Raw genomic sequence first — 18,697 nt, 5'->3', positions numbered from 1 at the left:
GACCGCATTCTCCAAAAATGGAAACCTCGACCAGGGATATTAGTCAGAACGGGACCTGGTCGGTAGGGTATTTCCAGAAGTCCCGCAACAAGTAGCTGACCGGAAGGTTCAGCACCGTGTTGTTCGGGGGGATGGGCTTGTTGAACCATTTGTCATAGATCGGGTAGATGTCGCGGCTGGTGATCAGGCGGCGCATCTCCTCGTCGATGAGCTTCTTGAACTCGGGGTCGTTCCTGGGCAGCATGATGGCCAGGGGCTCGGTGGTCATGAAGCGGCCCACCACCTTGAGCGCCTTGGGGTCGGGCCGCCCGGCCGCCAGGCCGTACAGCAGCACGTCGTCCATCACGAAGGCGTCGGCCTCGCCCTTTTCCACCATTTCGACGGCCTTGGCATGGTCGGGCGCCTCCACGATGGTGATGCCCATCAGGCGTTCGCGGTTGGCCTGGTCGGCCGCCTTCAGCGGCGTCGTGCCCTTGGTGGACACCAGTTTCTTGCCGTTGAGGTCTTCCACGCGGTCGATGGGGCTGGCGGACTTCACCAGCAGGCGCGCGCCGGTAATGAAGTGGGGGATCGTGAAGGCCACTTTCTGGCGCCGCTCGGCGTTGTTGGTAGTGGAGCCGCACTCCATGTCGGCCTTGCCCTGCTCGATCACCGCGATGCGGTTGGCCGGCGTGACCGCCACGAACTCGACCTCCATGTCCTTCTTGCCGGTCTTCTTGCGCACCACCTCGGCCAGGCGCAGGCACAGATCCATCGCATAGCCCACCGGCTTGCCGGACTGGGTGTCGATGTACGAGAAAGGCACCGACGATTCCCGGTGGGCGATCACCAGCTTGCCGCCAGCGCCGATGCGCTCGAGCACCGAGGCCTGCGCAGAAGTCGCAAAAGCGCTGCACAGGGCGGCAAGGCCCCAGGCAATTCCCCAATGCTGAACGTTCATACGGTGTCTCGGTGAGTGGATGGATCGGATTTGCAATGTTCGTGCCACCGTGGGGCCTTCAGAGGGCGCGCGCTGCGGTAACCGACCCGTCGATGGCGCAGACTGTACGTGTCGTTACCGTGAAATTCCAATGCCGTTTGCGCGCGCAACTATGCAAAGTGTTTATATCCGTATTTACCCTTAGCATGACCCTGCCTGGGATTGCAGGTAGGTCCACAGGGCCTGCGCCGTGCCCTTGGGGGCTTCCTTGCCCGCGGGCTTTTCGCGGTAGGCGCGCACGTCCATGGTCATCTGCAGTCCTTCGGTATCGGGCGGCGCCGCACTGACCAGGCGGCGCGAGCGCAGCTCCTTCTTCACCGCGCTGTGCGGCAGGAAGGCCACGCCATGGCCCTCGAGCGCCATGGCCTTGAGGCCCTCGGCCATGTCCGTCTCGTACACCCGCTCCAGATGGATGGGCGTGCCGGACTCCTTGAGGATCAGCTCCGTCACGCGCCCCAGGTAGGCACCGGGCGCGTAACCCAGGTAGGGCAGCGGCTGCCCGGCGCGGCCCGGCAGGCGGTGCAGCGGCTGGCCTTCCGCGTCGGCCTTGCTGTAAGGGGAGAGCACCTCCTGCCCCAGGCTCACCATCTCGTAGCGGTCGGCATCGAGCTGGAACGGCTGCGAAGGGTGGTGGTAGGCGATCAGCAGGTCGCAGCCGCCCTCCACCAGCCGCATCACGGCGTCGTGCACGTTCAGGGCGATGAGGCGGCTCTTGAACGGGCCGAACTTGTCGTGCAGGCTGGACACCCAGGCGGGGAAGAAGGTGAACGCGAGCGTGTGCGGCACCGCGAACTCGATCATGTCCTTGCCGGCGCTGGTGTGCGCGCGCAGCATGGCGCGCGTGTTCTGCAGTGCCTGCAGCATTTCCAGCGCCTGGTCGTACAGGGTCTTGCCGGCGGGCGTGAGGCGGGTGGGGTAGGAGCTCCGGTCCACCAGATCGGTGCCCGCCCAGGCTTCCAGGGCCTGGATGCGCCGGGAGAAGGCGGGCTGCGTCACGTGGCGTAACTGGGCGGAGCGGCTGAAGCTGCGCGTTTCCGCAAGACTGACAAAATCCTCTAGCCACTTGGTTTCCATGGGCGCATTATCCGCGCGCGCCCGCGGACGTGCTTCGTAAAGATATGAGGGTTTTCACAGCCCGCGCCAGGCGCACCAATGGTGTGCATGCATAGCAACCATCGCATAATAGAAAGCAGCGCTTACCGCGCTTTTTTTGCGCTCGGGGCGGGATTCGCCCCAGCCCCCGGTGCACAACACCGCCGGGCAGGGCGGCCGGCATTCGCATATGTTTGTTCCCCTCCACCCCTGCTCCCATGTCCTCCTCTTCCCCCCCCGGGCCCGCGGCCGATGCATCGCCCGGCGCTGCCAGCCCCGACACCGAGCCCCGCTCGCTGCGCCTTGAAGACTGGCTCACCGTCCTCGTGATGGCGGCGCTCGCGCTCATCACGTTCGCCAATGTCCTGGTGCGCTATTTCACCAACTCCTCCTTCGCCTGGACGGAGGAAATCTCCGTGTTCCTGATGATCGTGCTGGCCCTGGTGGCGGGCTCCGCCGCCGTGGCGCGCGACCAGCACATCCGCATCGAGTATTTCGCCGAAGGCGGCTCGGCCCTGCGCAGCAGGCGCCTGGCGCAGCTGGGAGCCATCACCGTGGCCCTGCTGTTCGGGCTGATCGCGGTGCTGAGCGTGCGCGTGGTGTGGGACGACTACCGCTTCGGCGAGACCTCGCCCGGCATCGGCGTGCCGCAGTGGTGGTATTCGATCTGGCTGCCCGTGCTGTCCACGCTGATCGCGGCGCGGGCCGTCGGCCTGCTGGTGCGGCGCACGCGCGCGGCGCCCGGGGCCACCGATGAATCCGCCGAGGACGCCCGGCCATGATCGCCACGCTCCTGTTCGTGGCCTTCCTGGGCCTGATGTTCGTGGGCGTGCCGATCGGCGCCGCGCTGGGCCTGGCGGGCGCCGCCGCCATCGCGCTGGCCAATGCCGACAGCCAGTGGTTCGGCCTGCTGGCCGTGCCGCAGAATTTCTACGCCGGGTTGGGCAAGTACCCGCTGCTGGCCATCCCCATGTTCGTGCTGGTCGGCTCCATCTTCGACCGCTCGGGCGTGGCGCTGCGCCTCGTGAACTTCGCCGTGGCCATCGTCGGACGCGGCCCGGGCATGCTGCCGCTGGTGGCGATCGCCGTGGCCATGTTCCTCGGGGGCATCTCGGGCTCGGGCCCGGCCAACGCCGCCGCCGTGGGCGGCGTGATGATCGCGGCCATGTCGCGCGCGGGCTACCCGCCCTCGTTCTCGGCCAGCGTGGTGGGCGCGGCAGCGGCCACGGACATCCTGATCCCGCCCTCGGTCGCGTTCATCATCTACTCGGTGCTGGTGCCCGGCGCCTCGGTGCCGGCGCTGTTCGCCGCCGGCATGATCCCCGGCATCCTGGCAGGCATCGCACTCATCGTGCCGGCCGTGTGGATGGCCCGCAAGCACAAGATGGGCGCACTGGAAGCCACCATGCCGCGCCCGCCGTTCTGGAAGAGCCTGCGCGAGGCCACCTGGGGCCTGGCCGCGCCGGTGCTGATCCTGGGCGGCATGCGCGCCGGCTGGTTCACGCCCACCGAGGCCGCCGTGGTGGCGGTGTTCTACGGCCTGTTCGTGGGCATGGTGATCCACCGCACGATCAAGGTGCGCGACCTGTTCCCCATCCTGCGCGAATCGGGCGAGCTGTCGGCCGTGATCCTCATCGTGGTGTCGCTCGCGGGCATCTTTGCGTATTCGCTGTCCACGCTGGGCGTGATCGACCCGGTGGCCAACGCCATCGTGAACTCCGGCCTGGGCGAATACGGCGTGCTGGCGCTGCTCATCGTGCTGCTCATCACCGTGGGCATGTTCCTCGACGGCATCTCGATCTTCCTGATCTTCGTGCCGCTGCTGCTGCCCATCATGCAGTTCTACAAATGGGACCCTGTCTGGTTCGGCGTGATCCTGACCCTGAAGGTGGCGCTGGGCCAGTTCACACCGCCGCTGGCCGTGAACCTCATGGTCTCGTGCCGCATCGCCGGCGTGCGCATGGAATCCACCGTGCGCTGGGTGGGCTGGATGCTGTTCGCCATGTTCCTCGTGATGGTGCTCGTGATCGCCTTCCCGCAACTGGCCCTGTGGCTGCCCGCCAAACTCGGTTATTGATTCACACATTGACCCCTGATTTCTATAAGGAGACTGAAACAATGAAACTGCGCACTTTCCTCACTTCCGCCGTCGCCACTGCGGCCGCCCTCGCCTTCACCGCCCCCGCCGCCATTGCCCAGACGGCCTACAAGAGCGAGTACCGCATGTCGCTGGTGCTGGGCACCGCCTTCCCCTGGGGCAAGGGCGGCGAACTCTGGGCCAACAAGGTCCGCGAACGCACCAGCGGCCGCATCAGCATCAAGCTGTACCCCGGCGTCTCGCTGATCCAGGGCGACCAGACGCGCGAGTTCAGCGCGCTGCGCCAGGGCGTGATCGACATGGCCGTGGGCTCCACCATCAACTGGTCGCCCCAGGTCAAGCAGCTCAACCTGTTCTCGCTGCCCTTCCTGTTCCCCGACTACGCGGCGGTGGACGCGGTGACGCAGGGCGACGTGGGCAAGCAGATCTTCCAGACCCTGGACAAGGCGGGCGTGATGCCCCTGGCCTGGGGCGAGAACGGCTACCGCGAGATCTCCAATTCCAAGAAGGCGATCAAGACCCCCGAGGACCTGAAGGGCCTGAAGATCCGCGTGGTGGGCTCGCCCCTGTTCCTGGACACCTTCACCGCGCTGGGCGCCAACCCCACCCAGATGAGCTGGGCCGATGCGCAGCCCGCGTTTGCCAGCGGCGCCGTGGACGGCCAGGAGAACCCGATTGCCGTGTACATGGCCGCCAAGCTGCACACCGTGGCGCAAAAGCACGTGACGATGTGGGGCTACGTGAACGACCCGCTGATCTTCGTGGTCAACAAGGACATCTGGGCGTCCTGGACACCCGCCGACCGCGAGATCGTCAAGCAGGCCGCCATCGATGCCGGCAAGGAGGAGATCGCCATTGCCCGCAAGGGCATGGTCGAGGCCGACAAGCCCCTGCTCAAGGACATCGCCGCCAATGGCGTGACCGTCACGCAGCTCTCCACCGCCGAGCGCGATGCCTTCGTGAAGGCCACGCGCCCCGTGTACGAAAAGTGGAAGGGCCAGATCGGCGCCGACCTGGTGGGCTCGGCCGAGAAGGCGATCGCCGCGCGCAAGAAGTGAGCAATGCCATCACCGGCGCACGGAAGCAAGCCGGTGCGTGCAGCATGAAAAAGCCCCGCCCTGGCGGGGCTTTTTCATGGGCGTCCCGTCACCGCCAAATGGAGAGCACCCGGCATGCAACACCGGTGCAGGCGCCCCCGTTCACTCCAGGTTTTCTGGTGCGGGGTGCTTGACGGCGTTCTTGCGCAGCTTGTGCTCCACCGCTTCGGCCAGGTCCACGCCCGCATGGTCGGCCAGCTGCAGCAGGTACAGCAGCACATCGGCCACTTCATCGGCGATGGGCTCCTTGAACGCCGGGTCGTCGCGCACCGACCGCGACTGCTCGGGCGTCATCCACTGGAAGATCTCGGCCAGCTCGGCCGCCTCCACCATCAGCGCCATGGCCAGGTTCTTGGGGGTGTGGAACGGCTGCCACTGCCGTTCGGCCGCAAACACACGCAGCCGGGCCTGCAGCGCATTCAAATCGACGGACATGAGTCGCTCCTGATGGAATAGCTGCCAGCGCTTGTCCAGCAAGCGCCAGCAGCCGATATCACTATTGAACCTTCTGTCACACCACCGTGACGGGCGCCTCGCCCGCCAGGTGGCGCCGGGCGTTTTCCATGAACCGGTCTACCGAGGCCTGCACCGCCTCGGGCGACCAGCCCGCCACATGGGGCGTGAGCACCACGTTGTCCAGGTCCAGCAGTTCGGCCGGGGGCGCGGGCTCGCTTTCGTACACATCGAGGCCCGCCGCCGCGATGCGGCCTTCGCGCAGCGCGGCGGCCAGGGCGGCCGTGTCGATCACGCTGCCGCGCGCGATGTTGACCACCACGCCGCGCGAGCCCAGGGCATCCAGCACAGCGGCATTGACAAGGTGCCTGGTACCTGCACCACCCGGCGTGGCGACCACGAGGAAGTCCGCCCATCCGGCCAGCGCCGCCACGTCTGCGAAGTAGCGGTAGGGCACATCGGTGCGCACGCTGCGGTTGTGGTAGCCCACCTCGATCTCGAAGCCCAGCGCGCGCTGCGCGATCTTCTTGCCGATGGTGCCCAGCCCGATGATGCCCAGGCGCTTGTGCGACACGTTGGGCGGCAGCGGCAGCGCCGTGCGCCAGATGCCCGCACGCGTGGCCTTGTCCAGCGCCAGGATGCGGCGCTGCGCCGCGATCAGCAGGCCCCAGGTGTGGTCGGCCACGCAGTCGTCGTTGGTGCCCGCGCCCGTGGCCACCACGATGCCGCGCGCCTTGGCGTGCGCAACGGCCACGTTCTCATAGCCCGCGCCCAGCACGCAGATGAGGGTGAGCGCGGGCAATGCGTCGATCTGCGCGGGGCTCAGGCCTACGGCACCGATGGTGAGCACCACGCGCACGCCATGCTGCGCAATGGCAGCCGCGGCCTGGGGCGCGTCGGGGGCGTAGACCACCTCGAAGGTCTGAGCCATCTGGGCGATGTGCTCTTCGGACAGGAACATGAGGGCAAGCAGGACAGGCTTCATGGGTCAATGCAATGTCAATGGAAAAAAACTGCGAGAACAAGAGCCGTGCGGCGTGCATCGTCTCCTTGCGCGCAGAGCGTACAAAACCGGCGCGGCCCGCGCGAGAGACACCCGGCAAGGGCCGCCCCTCAGGGGGAAAGCGCCGCAGGCGACTCGGGGGGGCTCTCCTGTTGCAAGGACCACATGCCCGCGTAGCGGCCTCCCAGGGCCAGCAGCTGGGCATGCGTGCCGCGCTCGATGATGCGTCCCGCGTCCATGACCAGGATCTCGTGCGCTTCCACCACCGTGGAGAGGCGGTGGGCGATCACCAGGGTGGTCTTGTTCTGCGAGACGTTCTGCAGCTCGGCCTGGATCGCGCGCTCGTTGGCCGAATCCAGCGCCGAGGTGGCCTCGTCGAAGATCAGGATGGGCGGGTTCTTGAGCAGGGTGCGCGCAATGGCCACGCGCTGCTTCTCTCCGCCCGAGAGCTTGAGCCCGCGCTCGCCCACCATGGTGCCGTAGCCCTTGGGGGTGCTGGCGATGAAGTCGTGGATGCGGGCGGAGCGCGCGGCCGCCTCCACCTCGGCTTGGCTGGCGCCGGGGCGGCCGTAGGCGATGTTGTAGGCCACCGTGTCGTTGAACAGCACCGTGTCCTGCGGCACGATGCCGATCGCCTGGCGCACGCTGGCCTGCGTCACGGCGCGGATTTCCTGCCCGGCGATGGTGATGCGGCCCTGCTGGATGTCGTAGAAGCGAAACAGCAGCCGCGCCAGCGTGCTCTTGCCCGAGCCCGAGGGCCCGACCACCGCCACCGTCTTGCCCGCAGGGATCTCGAAGCTGATGCCCTGCAGGATGGGGCGGCCACTGCCAAGGTCGCCGCCCTTGCGCACCTCGTAGGCGAAATGCACGTCCTCGAAGCGCACGGCGGGTTGGTCCAGCCCGGCCAGGGGCAATGCGCCGGGGCGGTCGGCCACCTCGCGCTCCTTGTCCATCAGCGTGAACATCTTGTCCAGGTCGGTCAGGCTCTGCTTGATCTCGCGGTAGATCACGCCCAGGAAGTTGAGCGGGATGTACAGCTGGATCATGAAGGCATTGACCATGACGAGGTCGCCCAGCGTCATGCGGCCATCGACCACGCCCTGCGTAGCGCGCCAGAGCATGGCCACCAGCCCGGCGGCGATGATGAGCTGCTGCCCCGTGTTGAGCAGGGACAGCGTCGTCTGGCTCTTGAGCCGCGCGCGGCGCAGGCGCTCCAGGCTTTCGTCGTAGCGGCGGGCCTCGAAGCCTTCGTTGTTGAAGTACTTGACCGTCTCGTAGTTGAGCAGCGAATCCACGGCCTTGGTGTGCGCGGCCGAATCGAACTCGTTGGCCTCGCGCCGGAACTGGGTGCGCCACTCGGTCACCAGCACCGTGAAGACGATGTAGAACGCCAGCGCCGCCAGCGTGATCCAGGCAAACCAGGCGTCGAACTTCACGGCCAGCACGGACAGCACCAGCACCACCTCGACCAGCGTGGCCACCACGTTGAACAGCGTGAAGGAGATCAGCGACTCGATGCCGCGCACGCCGCGTTCGATGTCGCGCGTCATGCCGCCGGTCTGCCGCTCCAGGTGAAAGCGCAGGCTCAGGGCATGCAGGTGCTCGAAGGTCTGCAGCGCGATGGAGCGCGCCGCCCCCTGCGTGGCCTTGGCGAACACCAGTTCGCGCAGCTCGGTGAACAGCGACGTGGACAGCCGCAGCGCGCCGTAGGCCACCAGCAGCCCCACGGGCACCACCAGCAGCGCCGCCGGGTCTCCGGGCTTGAAGCTCATCGCATCGACCAGCGTCTTGAGCAGAAGGGGCACGCCCACGTTGGCCACCTTGGCGCCCACCATGAACACGATGGCGGCGATCACGCGCCACTTGTACTGCCACAGGTAGGGCAGCAGGCGGTTCAGGGTGCTCCAGTCGGACTGTGCAGGCGGTGCAATGGTGGCGGTGGCGGAAGGGGCGGTTTCGCCGTGGTGGCGCATGGGGGACAATTCCAGTTGTTGTTTTTACCGACCCGGCTGATGCCCAGGTGGTTTTTTGCAGGGCGCGAGCCTGTGATGAAACCCCTGGTTCCCCAAGGATTGGCTCAGCCCCAACCGAGATTGTGCCCATGTCTGCCGTTTTCAGCCCGCCCCCCGCCGCATTGCCCTCCGACAAGGAACTGGTGCTCAAGGTGATCCCCATGCCCGCCGACACCAATGGCAACGGCGACATCTTCGGGGGCTGGGTGATGGCACAGGTCGACCTCGCCGGCTCGGTGCTGCCCGCGCGCTACATGCAGGGCCGCATGGCCACCGTGGCAGTGAACGAGTTCATCTTCAAGCAGCCCGTGCGCGTGGGCGACATCCTGTCGTTCTTCTCGTCCATCACGCGCGTGGGCAACACCTCGGTCACCGTGGAGGTGGAGGTGTATGCCGAGCGTTTTGCCGAGCAGGGCCGGTACGTGAAGGTGACGGAGGCGCGGCTCACCTACGTGGCCATCGACGAGCAGGGACGCCCGCGCCCCGTGCCCAAGCTGGCGCCGAATCCGTCGTAGGGGAGAAACGGCCCCGCACGGCCCGGCCTTTGCGCAGGCTTTCCGGGAAGGCCCGGACCGGCATGCGGCCTAGGGCTGCCCGAGCCCCACCAGCCGCATCAGCGTGCCCCGCGCCACCTGCTGGCGCGCGCCAGGCGACAGCTGGGCCAGGAAGCCCTGCACGCTCGCGTACTTCATGTCGTCGCTCGCGGCCGAGCGGTGGCTCGCATCCGTTCCCACCAGAAAGCGCCCGGGCTGCTCCTCGATGAGCGCCAGCCACTCGGGCCAGACGCGCGTGCCATCGCGCAGGATGGTGTAGTCCGGCGAGCGGGGATGGTGCGGCCAGGTGCGCGCACTCAGTTCGTAGTAGAGGTTGGGATGCCGCTCCAGCATGCGCCGCGCCAGGAACAGCGGCGTATAGCCCCCGTGCGCCCAGATCACGGGCACATCCGGGAACCGCTGCAAGAGCTGTGAAAGCTCCGCCATGCGCGTGCTTTCGACATGCACCATCACCGGCACCTTGTGCTTGAGGGCCAGCTCCAGGATGCCCGCCATCATCGGGCCGGCCACGCCGAAGTCCGTCTCCGCGAAGCCGGCCGAGGGAAAGTGCGCCACCGAGATCTCGCCGATGCCCTTGTAGAGGCCGGTCGCCAGCATGGCGTCGAGCTGTGTGAGCAGTTCGACGCCGTTGTGCTCCCAGTGCGGCCGGTACGCCGTGCGTTCGGGCGATATCGAGGCGAACGGAATCAGCACGCCGGGGTGCTGGCGCGCGGCCTCGGCCACGGACTCATTGCTGCTGCGCCCGCCCCAGAACACCACCGCGTGGCTGGCCCCCCAGCGCGCCATGAGCTCCAGCTGCATCGGCAGGCTGTTGAGGTGCACATGGGCATCCACGAAGGGCGTGAGTGCGCTGGCCGGTGCGGGTGCCTGCGCGGGGCCGGGCGCGGCATCGCGCTGCACCGGCTGCCGCGTGGCGCGCCGCACGGGCTCGGACGGCTCGGCCTGCGGCCAGGCGTTGAGCGCAGCCAGGGCAAGGCATGTGGCAAATAGAACTCGTGTCATGGTGGCGATGGCGCGAAGAAAGCGCGCCCGGAGTGCAAGACGACGTGGAAATTTTACAAAGCCATTTCCATGCCGCCTTCTCCGCACCCGCGCCGCGCCGCCACCGGCACGCAGGACGGCACAAGGCACCCGTGACGGCTCCAGCCAGGCCGAGCTGCCGCGGGTGCCTGAATGCCCTGGTTATCTGTGTGCCGCGATGCGGATCAGGCCGCCATCGCCGTGGGCTCGGCCCGCAGCGGTGCAGACGCCGTGCGCTGCGCGCCGGACGACGACGCGCCGCTGGCAAAGCCCGCCTCGATCTCGCCCGCGAGCTGCCCGCCCTCTTCCACCACCAGCTTGCCGTAGCGGATCTTGCCGTTGACCTTGCCGGTGCTGTAGATCACGAGCTTCTGGCGCACGGTGAGCGTGCCATTGAACTCGCCATGGATTTCGGCGATGTCGATCTCGGCCGAGCCGCGGAAGGCGCCGTTTTCAGAGATCTGGATGACGCGCGAATCCATGGTGGCCTCGACCGTGCCTTCGACCACGAGCGTGTCGCAATCGGTGATCTCCACGCCCTTGAGCTTGATGTTGGGGCCCACCGTGAGCTTGCTGCCCGAGGAGTCGCTGGAAGACCGGTTGGCGGCGGTGCCGGCCACGGACTGCGCCGTGGCCGCGCTGCTGGCCGCCGTGCCACTCAGGCTGGAAGCGGCAGATGAGGATGATGAAGTGGTGGCGCCATGGCGGGGTTGGAACGACTCAGGTTCACGCTTGCCAAAGAAGGGGTTTTGCACGGCCATCAGATCTCCTTGAAAAGAAGTCATCGTAGGTTTGGGACCCTGTGAAAGATGCCTTCGTTACGCAAGAACGGTAACCAAACGGTTCGTCCGTAGCATGCGCTTGCAAGGCTTGCGGGATCACACATCCACGCGATGGGGCGCGGCAACGGCCGTGACCTCGCCCCCGTGTCCGAAGAGGGTGCGCGCGCAGCGCGTTGGCGATGAAGCCGCTCAGGGCGCTACGACACGATGTACGCCGCGGCCCCCGCCGACATGATCTCCCCGTCCGGGCCGAGGAATTCCATGCGCGTGCTGGCCACGCGCGAGCCCAGCCGCAGCACGTTGGCGCGCAGCTCGAAGTGGCTGCCGATGCCGGGGCGCAGGTAGTCGATACGCAGGTCGATGGTGCCCAGCTTGGCAAAGCGGTGCAGGCGCTGCTCGGGCGCCTCGTCCATGTGCTTGGCGCCGATGGCCGCCATCACGGCCAGCCCGCCCATGGCGTCCAGCCCCGCGCTGATCACGCCGCCGTGGATGCGGTTGTACGCATAGTGGCCCACCAGGTCCGGCTTCATGTCGATGCGGCCCACCACGCCATCGGGCTTGAGGGAGGTGATCTTGAGGCCCAGCACCTGGTTGAACACGATCTTCTCTTCAAAGATGGCCTTGAGCCCGGCAATGAAGTCGGGCTCGAAGGCTTGCGGGGGCGGTGTGGTGGATTTGCTCATGGGTTTCCTGGGGGAGTGCGCGCGGGCAGCTCGGGCCCACGAACGTCATTTGCTATATTTTATATAGCGCACCGCGCTTTCACGATAAGCGCTGGCGGCCATTTTCACTCAAAACTCACCATGGCGTCCCTGCCCGTCGGCGAACCGCGCCGCTCCCCGCAGGGCGTCGGCCAGGCACGCCCGGCCCCCCGCCCACTCGCGCAGCAGGGCCTCCTGCAGCGGCAGCCCTTCGGCCGCGAGCGCGCTGGCCCGGTCGGCGCGCAGCGTGGCCTGCGGGAATGCTGCGATCTCCCGCGCCAGCGCGAGCGACGCCTGCAGCGCCTGCCCCGGGGGCACCACGCGGTTGCACAGCCCCATGCGCAAGGCCTCCGCCGACCCGACCTTGCGGCCGGTGAGGATGAGGTCCAGCGCGTGCGACAGGCCCACCAGGCGGGGCAGGCGCACGGTTCCGCCATCGATCAGCGGCACGCCGAAGCGGCGGCAAAAGACACCGAAGTACGCGTCCTCCTCCATCACGCGCAGGTCGCACCACAGCGCCAGCTCCATGCCACCGGCCACGGCCGCGCCGCTGACCGCGGCGATCACCGGCTTGGTGAGGTGCAACCGGCTGGGGCCCATCGGCCCCAGCGGCAACGGGGTGTCGGCCGTGAAATCGAGCGATCCGGCCAGCGCCTCGGGCGCCACGCCCTGCGCCTGCAGCCGCGCCCCCGACTGCAGGTCCCAGCCCGCGCAGAAATGCCCGCCAGCGCCATGGAACACCGCCACGTCGGCCGCGCCGTCCTGCTCGAACGCCAGGAACGCGGCGTGGAGCGCTCGCGCGGTCGCCGCGTCCACGGCATTGCGCACGTCGGGGCGGTGCAGTGTCACCAGCGTGACACGGTCCTCGGTCTCTATTTGTACGGACATGGCGTTCTCTCAGAGGGTGTTGCGCGCCTTCCCCGGCCCTGCCGGAGGGCGCCCCGGGGTGCGCCTATCGGACGCAACCCTTATTGCGCCCCGCCGCGCACTGCGTCAATATGCGCCGGGACCGATCAGGGTTAGCCCCGAGTGCGGGATGCGTCCGGCACAGGCACCATTATTTATGCAAAGCAATCGCTTTGTAAAAATATTCTGGAGCGCCAGGGTGCAATTCTTGCAACTGTTGATCAGCGGTATCTCCCAGGGGTGCATCTACGGCCTGATAGCGCTGGGCTTCGTGCTCATCTACAAGGCCACGGAGACCGTGAGCTTCGCCCAGGGCGAGCTGATGATGCTGGGCGCGTTCTGCGGCCTGGCGCTCATGACGGTGCTGGGCTTTCCCTTCTGGGTGGCGGTGCTCGCCAGCATCCTGGCCATGGGCCTTTTCGGCGTGGTGCTCGAACGCGCGGTGATCCGCCCCATCCTCGGCCAGCCCGCGTTCTCCATCGTCATGCTCACCATCGGCATCGGCTACGTGCTGCGCGGGCTGGTCACCATGATTCCCAACATCGGCACCGACACGCACACGCTGCCCGTGCCCTACAAGGACCTGTCGTTCCGCCTGGGCGCGCTGGTGCTCAACGCCGAGCAGCTGGTGGTGATCGGCGCCACGGCCGCGCTGTGCGTGCTGCTGTTCGCGATGTTCCGCTACAGCAAGCTGGGCATCGCGATGCAGGCCTCGTCGCAGAACCAGCTGGCCGCGTACTACATGGGCATCCCCGTGCAGCGGCTCAACGGCCTGGCCTGGGGCCTGGCCGCCGCCGTGGCTGCCGTGGCGGGGCTGCTGCTGGCGCCCATCACCTTCGTGCACGCCAACATGGGACTGATCGGGCTGAAGGCGTTTCCCGCCGCCGTAGTGGGCGGCTTTGGCAGCCTGCCGGGCGCCATCGTGGGCGGGTTGGTCATCGGGATCGTCGAATCGCTCTCGGGTTTTTATCTGCCCGACGGCTTCAAGGACACGGCGGCGTACATCGTGGTGCTGATCATGTTGATGGTCAAACCGAATGGGCTGTTCGGCGAAAAGCTGCGCAAGAAGGTGTGACCCCATGAGATTCATCTTCAAGACCAGCTACGAACAAGACCTGCGCCTCGCCAAACATGGCGGGCATGTCTTCTGGTACAGCCTGCTGGCCGTAGGGCTGGTCGCAGCACCCTGGGTGGCGCCAGAGTATTGGCTGGCCCAGCTCACCTTTGTGCTGATCTACGCCATCGTGGGCCTGGGGCTCATGCTGCTGGCCGGGTTCACGGGGTTGTTCTCGCTCGGACATGCGGCCTTCCTCGGTGTGGGGGCGTACACGCAGGCCGTGCTCACGGGCATGGGCTGGCCGTTCGCGCTGTCGCTGGCCTGCGCGGCGGGGCTGTCGGCCGCCGTGGGCGTGGTGGTGGGGCTGCCCGCGCTGCGCGTGAAGGGCATCTACCTGGGCATGGCCACGCTGTCGTTCGGCTTCATCGTCGAGGAGGTGTTCGCGCGGTGGGAGTCGGTCACCGGGGGCAACTCCGGCAAGCACCTGGTGCCGCCCGAGATCTGGGGCTTCAAGTTCGAATCCACCGAGTCCTTCTACTTCCTGTGCCTCGTGATCGCCGTGGTCAGCACCCTGGCCATCCTGAACCTGCTGCGCTCGCCCACGGGCCGGGCCTTCGTGGCGATCCGTGATTCGGAGATCTCGGCGCAGAGCATGGGCATCCACCTCGCGCGCTACAAGACGCTGTCGTTCTCGATCTCGGCGGCCCTGGCCGGCATCGGTGGCGCGCTGTATGCGCACAAGCTGCAGTTCATCTCGCCGGACCAGTTCAACATCCTGCAGTCCATCGACCTGCTGCTGATGATCGTGATCGGCGGCCTGGGCTCGGTGCACGGCGCGTTCCTGGGCGCGATCTTCCTGATCTCGATGCCCCAGCTGATCTCGCTGAGCAAGGACTGGCTGCCCGCCGCCGTGGGCCAGGCGCCGGGCCTGCAGGCGGTGGTCTATGGCGCGGTCCTGATCGCCTTCGTGCTGTTCGAGCCCATGGGGCTGTACGGCCGCTGGCTCAAGGTGCGCACCTGGCTGCAGATGTTCCCGTTCTACCGCAAGGGCCTGTTCAAGCGGCAGAAGTCCTTCCAGAAGTCGGACAGGCTGAGATGAAGCACCCCCTGAGTCGCTTCGCGCCTTCCCCCTCTCTCGACCCGCTGTGCGATTCGGGAGGGGAACGCCCCCAGCGCGGCGGGGCGGCCCTTGCGCGGGGGCACTGGCCTCGGTCACGCCAGTCGCAAAGGCCGCGAGCGGCATTCAGCGCAATGGACCAGTGAAATGACCCCAATTGCTGTACCCATGACTGACGACATCTTGCTCAGCGCCCAGAGCCTCAGCGTGCGCTTTGGCGGCGTGCTGGCGGTCAACAACGTGAGCTTCGACGTGCGCCGGGGCGAGGTGTTCACCCTCATCGGCCCCAACGGCGCTGGCAAGACCACGGTGTTCAACCTCATCAGCCGCATCTACACGCCCACCACCGGCACCATCGCCTACGCGGGCCCGGGGGGCGCGATGCTGCCGCTCACCGACCAGCCGCCGCACAAGGTGGCGGGCCTGGGGATAGCGCGCACCTTCCAGAACATCGAGCTCTTCGAGCACGCGAGCGTGCTGCACAACCTGCTGATCGGCCGCCACACGCGGCGCGAGACCGGCCTGTGGGCCGACATGCTGTTCACCCGCAAGGTGCGCGACGCCGAGGTGCGAGCCCGCGAAAAGGCCGAGCAGGTCATCGACTTTCTCGACCTGCAGCACTACCGCGACACGTTGGTGGCCGGCCTGCCCTACGGCGTGCGCAAGGTGGTGGAGCTGGCCCGCGCGCTGTGCACCGGGCCGCAGCTGCTGCTGCTCGACGAGCCCTCGTCGGGCCTGAACGTGGAGGAGACCGACGACATGGCCTTCTGGATCCAGGACATCCAGCACGAGCTGGGCATCACCGTGCTGATGGTGGAGCACGACATGTCGCTGGTCTCCAAGGTGTCCGACCGCGTGCTGGCGATGAACCAGGGCGAGGTCGTGGCCATGGGCACGCCGCGCGAGGTGCAGTCGCACCCCGGCGTGATCGAGGCCTACCTGGGCACCATCGACGACGTGAGCAACCTGCGCCGCCCGGCGGGTTCCCACCTGGGGGTCCGGGCATGAGCGCCGCGCCGGGCCGCCCCCAGCAAGCTCGCACCGCAGTGCGCAGCACGGAGGTTTCCGAATGAGCGCCGTACTTGCCGCCGTCAACACACCAGCCGCCGCGGCGGCCGACCAACCTCTGCTGCGCCTGCAGAATGTGGAAAGCGCCTACGGCCCCATCAAGGCCATCCGGGGCGTGAGCCTGCAGGTGCGGCGCGGCGAGATCGCCGCCGTGCTGGGCAGCAACGGCGCGGGCAAGACCACCATCCTGAAGACCATCAGCGGCATCATCGACCCGCGCAAGGGCTCCATCGAGTTCCAGGGCGCCGACATCACCGCCAACGACCCGGCGGCCATCGTGCGCCGGGGCCTCATGCATGTGCCCGAGGGGCGCGAGGTGTTCGCGCTGCTGTCAGTGCGCGACAACCTGCTCATGGGCGCCTACACCCGCGGCGACGCCGACGCGGTGGCGCGCGACATCGAAACCGTGTACGGCTACTTCCCCATCCTGAAGGAACGCGCCGCGCAGGACGCGGGCCTGCTCTCGGGCGGGCAGCAGCAGATGCTGGCCATCTCGCGCGCGCTCATGGCCAACCCCGAACTCATCCTGCTCGACGAGCCCAGCCTGGGCCTGTCCCCGAAGCTCACCAAGGAGATCTTCGAGATCGTGGTGCGCATCAACCGCGAGCGCGGCACCACCATCCTGCTGGTCGAGCAGAACGCCAACATGGCGCTCAACGCATCGGACTACGGCTACGTGCTGGAGAACGGCCGCATCGTGATGGAGGACAGCTGCGAGCGCCTGCGCGAGAAGGACGACATCAAGGAGTTCTACCTGGGCATGAAGGATGAAGGCGTGCGGGGTGAGCGGCGGTGGAAGAAGAAAAAGACTTGGCGGTGAGGACTACATGAGCAATCTCTGGGACCTCGATCACATCCAGCCCGCCGGCACCGACGTGCTGGCCGGCAGCACCATCTCGGCCATGTTCTGGAACGCCGTGGCCGAGCGCGGCCCGCGCGTGTGGATGCGCCAGAAGGAAATGGGGATCTGGAAGAGCTGGACCTGGGACCAGACCGCCGAGGCCGTGCGCGAGATCGCGGGCGGACTCATGTCGCTGGGGTTTGCGCGCGGCGACTGCGCCTCCATCCTGTCGAGCACCAACATCGAATGGGTGCTGGCCGACCTGGCCGTGCTCAGCTGCGGCGGCGTGTCCAACGGCATCTACCCCACCGACGCGGCCGCCCAGGTGCACTACCTGAGCGAAGACTCCAGCACCAGCGTGCTGTTCGTCGAAGACGATGAGCAGCTCGACAAGGCACTGGAGGTGCGCGCCAACCTGCCGCTGCTGCGCAAGATCGTCGTCTTCGACATGGAGGGCCTGCGCGGCCTTCAGGACCCGGGCGTCATCAGCCTGGATGCGCTGCGCGACATGGGCCGCGCCTGGAACCAGCAGAACCCCGACGCGCTCATGCGCCGGGTACAGGCCTGCCAGCCCGAGGACGTGGCCATCCTCGTCTACACCTCGGGCACCACCGGCAAGCCCAAGGGCGCGATGCACACGCACGCCGCGCTCACCTACACGGTGCGCGGCTACAACACGCTGATATCGCGCACCGAAGACGACGAGGCCATGTGCTTCCTGCCGCTGTGCCACATCGCCGAGCGCATGGGCGGCGAATACTTCTCGCTGTACACCGGCTCGCGCCTGAACTTCGTCGAGAACCCCGACACCGTGCCCGAGAACGTGCGCGAGATCGCGCCCACGGTGTTCACCGCCGTGCCGCGCGTGTGGGAGAAGTTCTATTCGGGCGTGATGATCGCGCTCAAGGAATCCACGCGCCTGCAGCAGGCGGCCTATGCCTGGTCGATTGGCGTGGGCACCCGCATTGCAGACCGCGTGCTGGCGGGCCAGCCGGTAGGGGGACTGCTGAAGGCGCAGTTCATGCTGGCGCGCTTTCTGGCGCTGAACAACGTGCGCAAGCTCATCGGCATCCACCGCGCGCGCTTCCTCGTCACGGGCGCAGCGCCCATCTCGCCCGAACTGGTGAAGTGGTACCTGGCCCTGGGCGTGCCCATGCTGGAGGTGTGGGGCATGACGGAGACCTGCGGCGCCGCCACCGGCGTGCCCGCCAGCCGCATTAAGCCCGGCTCCATCGGCCCGGCGGCCAGCTACAACGAGGTGCGCATCGACCCCGCCACGGGCGAGATCCTGGTGCGCGGCCCCAATGTGTTCAAGGGCTACCTCAACCTGCCCGAAAAGACGGCCGAGACCATCGACGCCGACGGCTGGCTGCACACGGGCGACGTGGGCACCATCGACGCCGACGGCTACCTGCGCATCACCGACCGCATGAAGGACATCATCATCACGGCCGGGGGCAAGAACATCACGCCCAGCGAGCTGGAGAACGAGCTCAAGTTCAGCCCCTACGTGACGGACGCCGTCGTCATCGGCGACAAGCTCCCCTACCTCACGGTGATCATCATGATCGACCAGGAGAACGTGGAGAAATATGCGCAGGACAATGACGTGCCCTTCAGCAACTACGCCAGCCTGACCCGCGCCCGCGAGGTGCAGGACCTGATCCAGGCCGAGATCGACCGCGTGAACACCCGGTTCGCCCGCGTGGAGCAGATCAAGAAGTTCTTCCTGCTCGACACGCAGCTCACCGCCGAGGACGAGGAGCTCACGCCCACCATGAAGCTCAAGCGCAAGCTGGTGCAGCAGAAGTACGCGCCCCAGATTGACGCCATGTACCGCTAGGCAGCCTGCGCCAGGTGGCGCGCGGCATAGGGAAAGTGCTGGTGCCCCACCCTGGGCATCGTTCTATAACGACT

General features: G+C 67.2%; 18 protein-coding genes. 9 read left to right on the top strand and 9 right to left on the bottom strand.

Annotated elements, in window-relative coordinates:
- Window positions 1–43: 43 nt before the first annotated feature.
- Both KW843_RS01040 and KW843_RS01035 read right to left on the bottom strand, forming a co-directional pair.
- Entirely contained in the window at window positions 44–940 is an 897-nt protein-coding gene (locus KW843_RS01040) for an amino acid ABC transporter substrate-binding protein (protein ID WP_218293249.1), read from the bottom strand.
- A 180-nt stretch (window positions 941–1,120) separates the two neighbouring features.
- The gene (locus KW843_RS01035) at window positions 1,121–2,053 is read right to left on the bottom strand and encodes a LysR family transcriptional regulator (protein ID WP_218293248.1); all 933 of its coding nucleotides are present in this window, start codon (window positions 2,051–2,053) and stop codon (window positions 1,121–1,123) included.
- 236 nt (window positions 2,054–2,289) lie between these two features.
- On the opposite strand from KW843_RS01035, the gene KW843_RS01030 reads away from it, so the two are divergent.
- From KW843_RS01030 to KW843_RS01020, 3 genes are read left to right on the top strand one after another with little or no spacing between them, the layout of a single operon-like run.
- Window positions 2,290–2,853 (top strand): TRAP transporter small permease, encoded by a 564-nt coding sequence (locus KW843_RS01030; RefSeq protein ID WP_218293247.1) that lies wholly within the window; start codon window positions 2,290–2,292, stop codon window positions 2,851–2,853.
- Window positions 2,850–4,148, top strand: a complete 1,299-nt coding sequence (locus KW843_RS01025; RefSeq protein ID WP_218293246.1) for a TRAP transporter large permease — start codon at window positions 2,850–2,852, stop codon at window positions 4,146–4,148. Before KW843_RS01030 ends, KW843_RS01025 begins: the two co-directional genes overlap by 4 nt.
- A gap of 41 nt (window positions 4,149–4,189) precedes the next feature.
- On the top strand, window positions 4,190–5,227 hold the full coding sequence (locus KW843_RS01020) for a DctP family TRAP transporter solute-binding subunit (protein ID WP_218293245.1): 1,038 nt from the start codon (window positions 4,190–4,192) through the stop codon (window positions 5,225–5,227).
- 141 nt (window positions 5,228–5,368) lie between these two features.
- Here the strand turns inward: KW843_RS01020 and KW843_RS01015 are convergent, their stop codons facing one another.
- From KW843_RS01015 to KW843_RS01005, 3 genes are all read right to left on the bottom strand, one after another.
- Window positions 5,369–5,701, bottom strand: coding sequence for a nucleotide pyrophosphohydrolase (locus KW843_RS01015; protein ID WP_218293244.1), 333 nt, complete (start codon window positions 5,699–5,701; stop codon window positions 5,369–5,371).
- Window positions 5,702–5,777: 76 nt separating this feature from the next.
- Complete coding sequence (locus KW843_RS01010) at window positions 5,778–6,704, bottom strand: 2-hydroxyacid dehydrogenase (protein WP_218293243.1); 927 nt, start codon at window positions 6,702–6,704, stop codon at window positions 5,778–5,780.
- A gap of 128 nt (window positions 6,705–6,832) precedes the next feature.
- The gene (locus KW843_RS01005) at window positions 6,833–8,695 is read right to left on the bottom strand and encodes an ABC transporter ATP-binding protein/permease (protein WP_218293242.1); all 1,863 of its coding nucleotides are present in this window, start codon (window positions 8,693–8,695) and stop codon (window positions 6,833–6,835) included.
- A gap of 128 nt (window positions 8,696–8,823) precedes the next feature.
- Here KW843_RS01005 and KW843_RS01000 point away from each other — a divergent pair, with 128 nt between their 5' ends.
- Window positions 8,824–9,249, top strand: a complete 426-nt coding sequence (locus KW843_RS01000; protein WP_218293241.1) for an acyl-CoA thioesterase — start codon at window positions 8,824–8,826, stop codon at window positions 9,247–9,249.
- Window positions 9,250–9,318: 69 nt separating this feature from the next.
- Here the strand turns inward: KW843_RS01000 and KW843_RS00995 are convergent, their stop codons facing one another.
- From KW843_RS00995 to KW843_RS00980, 4 genes are all read right to left on the bottom strand, one after another.
- Window positions 9,319–10,290 (bottom strand): amidohydrolase family protein, encoded by a 972-nt coding sequence (locus tag KW843_RS00995; protein WP_218293240.1) that lies wholly within the window; start codon window positions 10,288–10,290, stop codon window positions 9,319–9,321.
- A gap of 203 nt (window positions 10,291–10,493) precedes the next feature.
- Entirely contained in the window at window positions 10,494–11,069 is a 576-nt protein-coding gene (locus KW843_RS00990) for a polymer-forming cytoskeletal protein (protein ID WP_218293239.1), read from the bottom strand.
- Between the two features lie 218 nt (window positions 11,070–11,287).
- Window positions 11,288–11,773, bottom strand: coding sequence for a thioesterase family protein (locus KW843_RS00985; RefSeq protein WP_218293238.1), 486 nt, complete (start codon window positions 11,771–11,773; stop codon window positions 11,288–11,290).
- 108 nt (window positions 11,774–11,881) lie between these two features.
- The gene (locus KW843_RS00980; protein WP_218293237.1) at window positions 11,882–12,679 is read right to left on the bottom strand and encodes a crotonase/enoyl-CoA hydratase family protein; all 798 of its coding nucleotides are present in this window, start codon (window positions 12,677–12,679) and stop codon (window positions 11,882–11,884) included.
- Between the two features lie 217 nt (window positions 12,680–12,896).
- Between KW843_RS00980 and KW843_RS00975 the strand changes: the two genes are divergently transcribed.
- From KW843_RS00975 to KW843_RS00955, 5 genes are all read left to right on the top strand, one after another.
- Window positions 12,897–13,772: a branched-chain amino acid ABC transporter permease gene (locus KW843_RS00975; RefSeq protein ID WP_218293236.1), complete on the top strand. Its 876-nt coding sequence runs from the start codon at window positions 12,897–12,899 to the stop codon at window positions 13,770–13,772.
- A 4-nt stretch (window positions 13,773–13,776) separates the two neighbouring features.
- Window positions 13,777–14,853 (top strand): branched-chain amino acid ABC transporter permease, encoded by a 1,077-nt coding sequence (locus tag KW843_RS00970; RefSeq protein ID WP_218293235.1) that lies wholly within the window; start codon window positions 13,777–13,779, stop codon window positions 14,851–14,853.
- 186 nt (window positions 14,854–15,039) lie between these two features.
- Window positions 15,040–15,879 (top strand): ABC transporter ATP-binding protein, encoded by an 840-nt coding sequence (locus KW843_RS00965; RefSeq protein WP_218293234.1) that lies wholly within the window; start codon window positions 15,040–15,042, stop codon window positions 15,877–15,879.
- 61 nt (window positions 15,880–15,940) lie between these two features.
- Window positions 15,941–16,759 carry an ABC transporter ATP-binding protein gene (locus tag KW843_RS00960; RefSeq protein ID WP_218293233.1) on the top strand — a complete coding sequence of 273 codons (819 nt, stop codon included), beginning with the start codon at window positions 15,941–15,943 and terminating at the stop codon, window positions 16,757–16,759.
- Between the two features lie 7 nt (window positions 16,760–16,766).
- The gene (locus KW843_RS00955) at window positions 16,767–18,623 is read left to right on the top strand and encodes a long-chain fatty acid--CoA ligase (RefSeq protein WP_218293232.1); all 1,857 of its coding nucleotides are present in this window, start codon (window positions 16,767–16,769) and stop codon (window positions 18,621–18,623) included.
- The last annotated feature ends 74 nt before the right edge of the window (window positions 18,624–18,697 follow it).

This window comes from Acidovorax sp. sif1233 (assembly GCF_019218755.1).
In the GTDB taxonomy this organism is placed as follows: Bacteria; Pseudomonadota; Gammaproteobacteria; order Burkholderiales; family Burkholderiaceae_C; genus Acidovorax.
This window is presented reverse-complemented; position numbering and strand designations above follow the sequence as displayed.

Coding starts and splice junctions, on each gene's coding strand:
- KW843_RS01040 (WP_218293249.1), bottom strand. CDS start 940: ATGAACGTTCAGCATTGGGGAATTGCCTGGGGCCTTGCCGCCCTGTGC.
- KW843_RS00980 (WP_218293237.1), bottom strand. CDS start 12,679: ATGTCCGTACAAATAGAGACCGAGGACCGTGTCACGCTGGTGACACTG.
- KW843_RS01010 (WP_218293243.1), bottom strand. CDS start 6,704: ATGAAGCCTGTCCTGCTTGCCCTCATGTTCCTGTCCGAAGAGCACATC.
- KW843_RS00985 (WP_218293238.1), bottom strand. CDS start 11,773: ATGAGCAAATCCACCACACCGCCCCCGCAAGCCTTCGAGCCCGACTTC.
- KW843_RS00960 (WP_218293233.1), top strand. CDS start 15,941: ATGAGCGCCGTACTTGCCGCCGTCAACACACCAGCCGCCGCGGCGGCC.
- KW843_RS01005 (WP_218293242.1), bottom strand. CDS start 8,695: ATGCGCCACCACGGCGAAACCGCCCCTTCCGCCACCGCCACCATTGCA.
- KW843_RS00965 (WP_218293234.1), top strand. CDS start 15,040: ATGACTGACGACATCTTGCTCAGCGCCCAGAGCCTCAGCGTGCGCTTT.
- KW843_RS01025 (WP_218293246.1), top strand. CDS start 2,850: ATGATCGCCACGCTCCTGTTCGTGGCCTTCCTGGGCCTGATGTTCGTG.
- KW843_RS00995 (WP_218293240.1), bottom strand. CDS start 10,290: ATGACACGAGTTCTATTTGCCACATGCCTTGCCCTGGCTGCGCTCAAC.
- KW843_RS01000 (WP_218293241.1), top strand. CDS start 8,824: ATGTCTGCCGTTTTCAGCCCGCCCCCCGCCGCATTGCCCTCCGACAAG.
- KW843_RS00970 (WP_218293235.1), top strand. CDS start 13,777: ATGAGATTCATCTTCAAGACCAGCTACGAACAAGACCTGCGCCTCGCC.
- KW843_RS01030 (WP_218293247.1), top strand. CDS start 2,290: ATGTCCTCCTCTTCCCCCCCCGGGCCCGCGGCCGATGCATCGCCCGGC.
- KW843_RS01035 (WP_218293248.1), bottom strand. CDS start 2,053: ATGGAAACCAAGTGGCTAGAGGATTTTGTCAGTCTTGCGGAAACGCGC.
- KW843_RS00955 (WP_218293232.1), top strand. CDS start 16,767: ATGAGCAATCTCTGGGACCTCGATCACATCCAGCCCGCCGGCACCGAC.
- KW843_RS00990 (WP_218293239.1), bottom strand. CDS start 11,069: ATGGCCGTGCAAAACCCCTTCTTTGGCAAGCGTGAACCTGAGTCGTTC.
- KW843_RS01020 (WP_218293245.1), top strand. CDS start 4,190: ATGAAACTGCGCACTTTCCTCACTTCCGCCGTCGCCACTGCGGCCGCC.
- KW843_RS01015 (WP_218293244.1), bottom strand. CDS start 5,701: ATGTCCGTCGATTTGAATGCGCTGCAGGCCCGGCTGCGTGTGTTTGCG.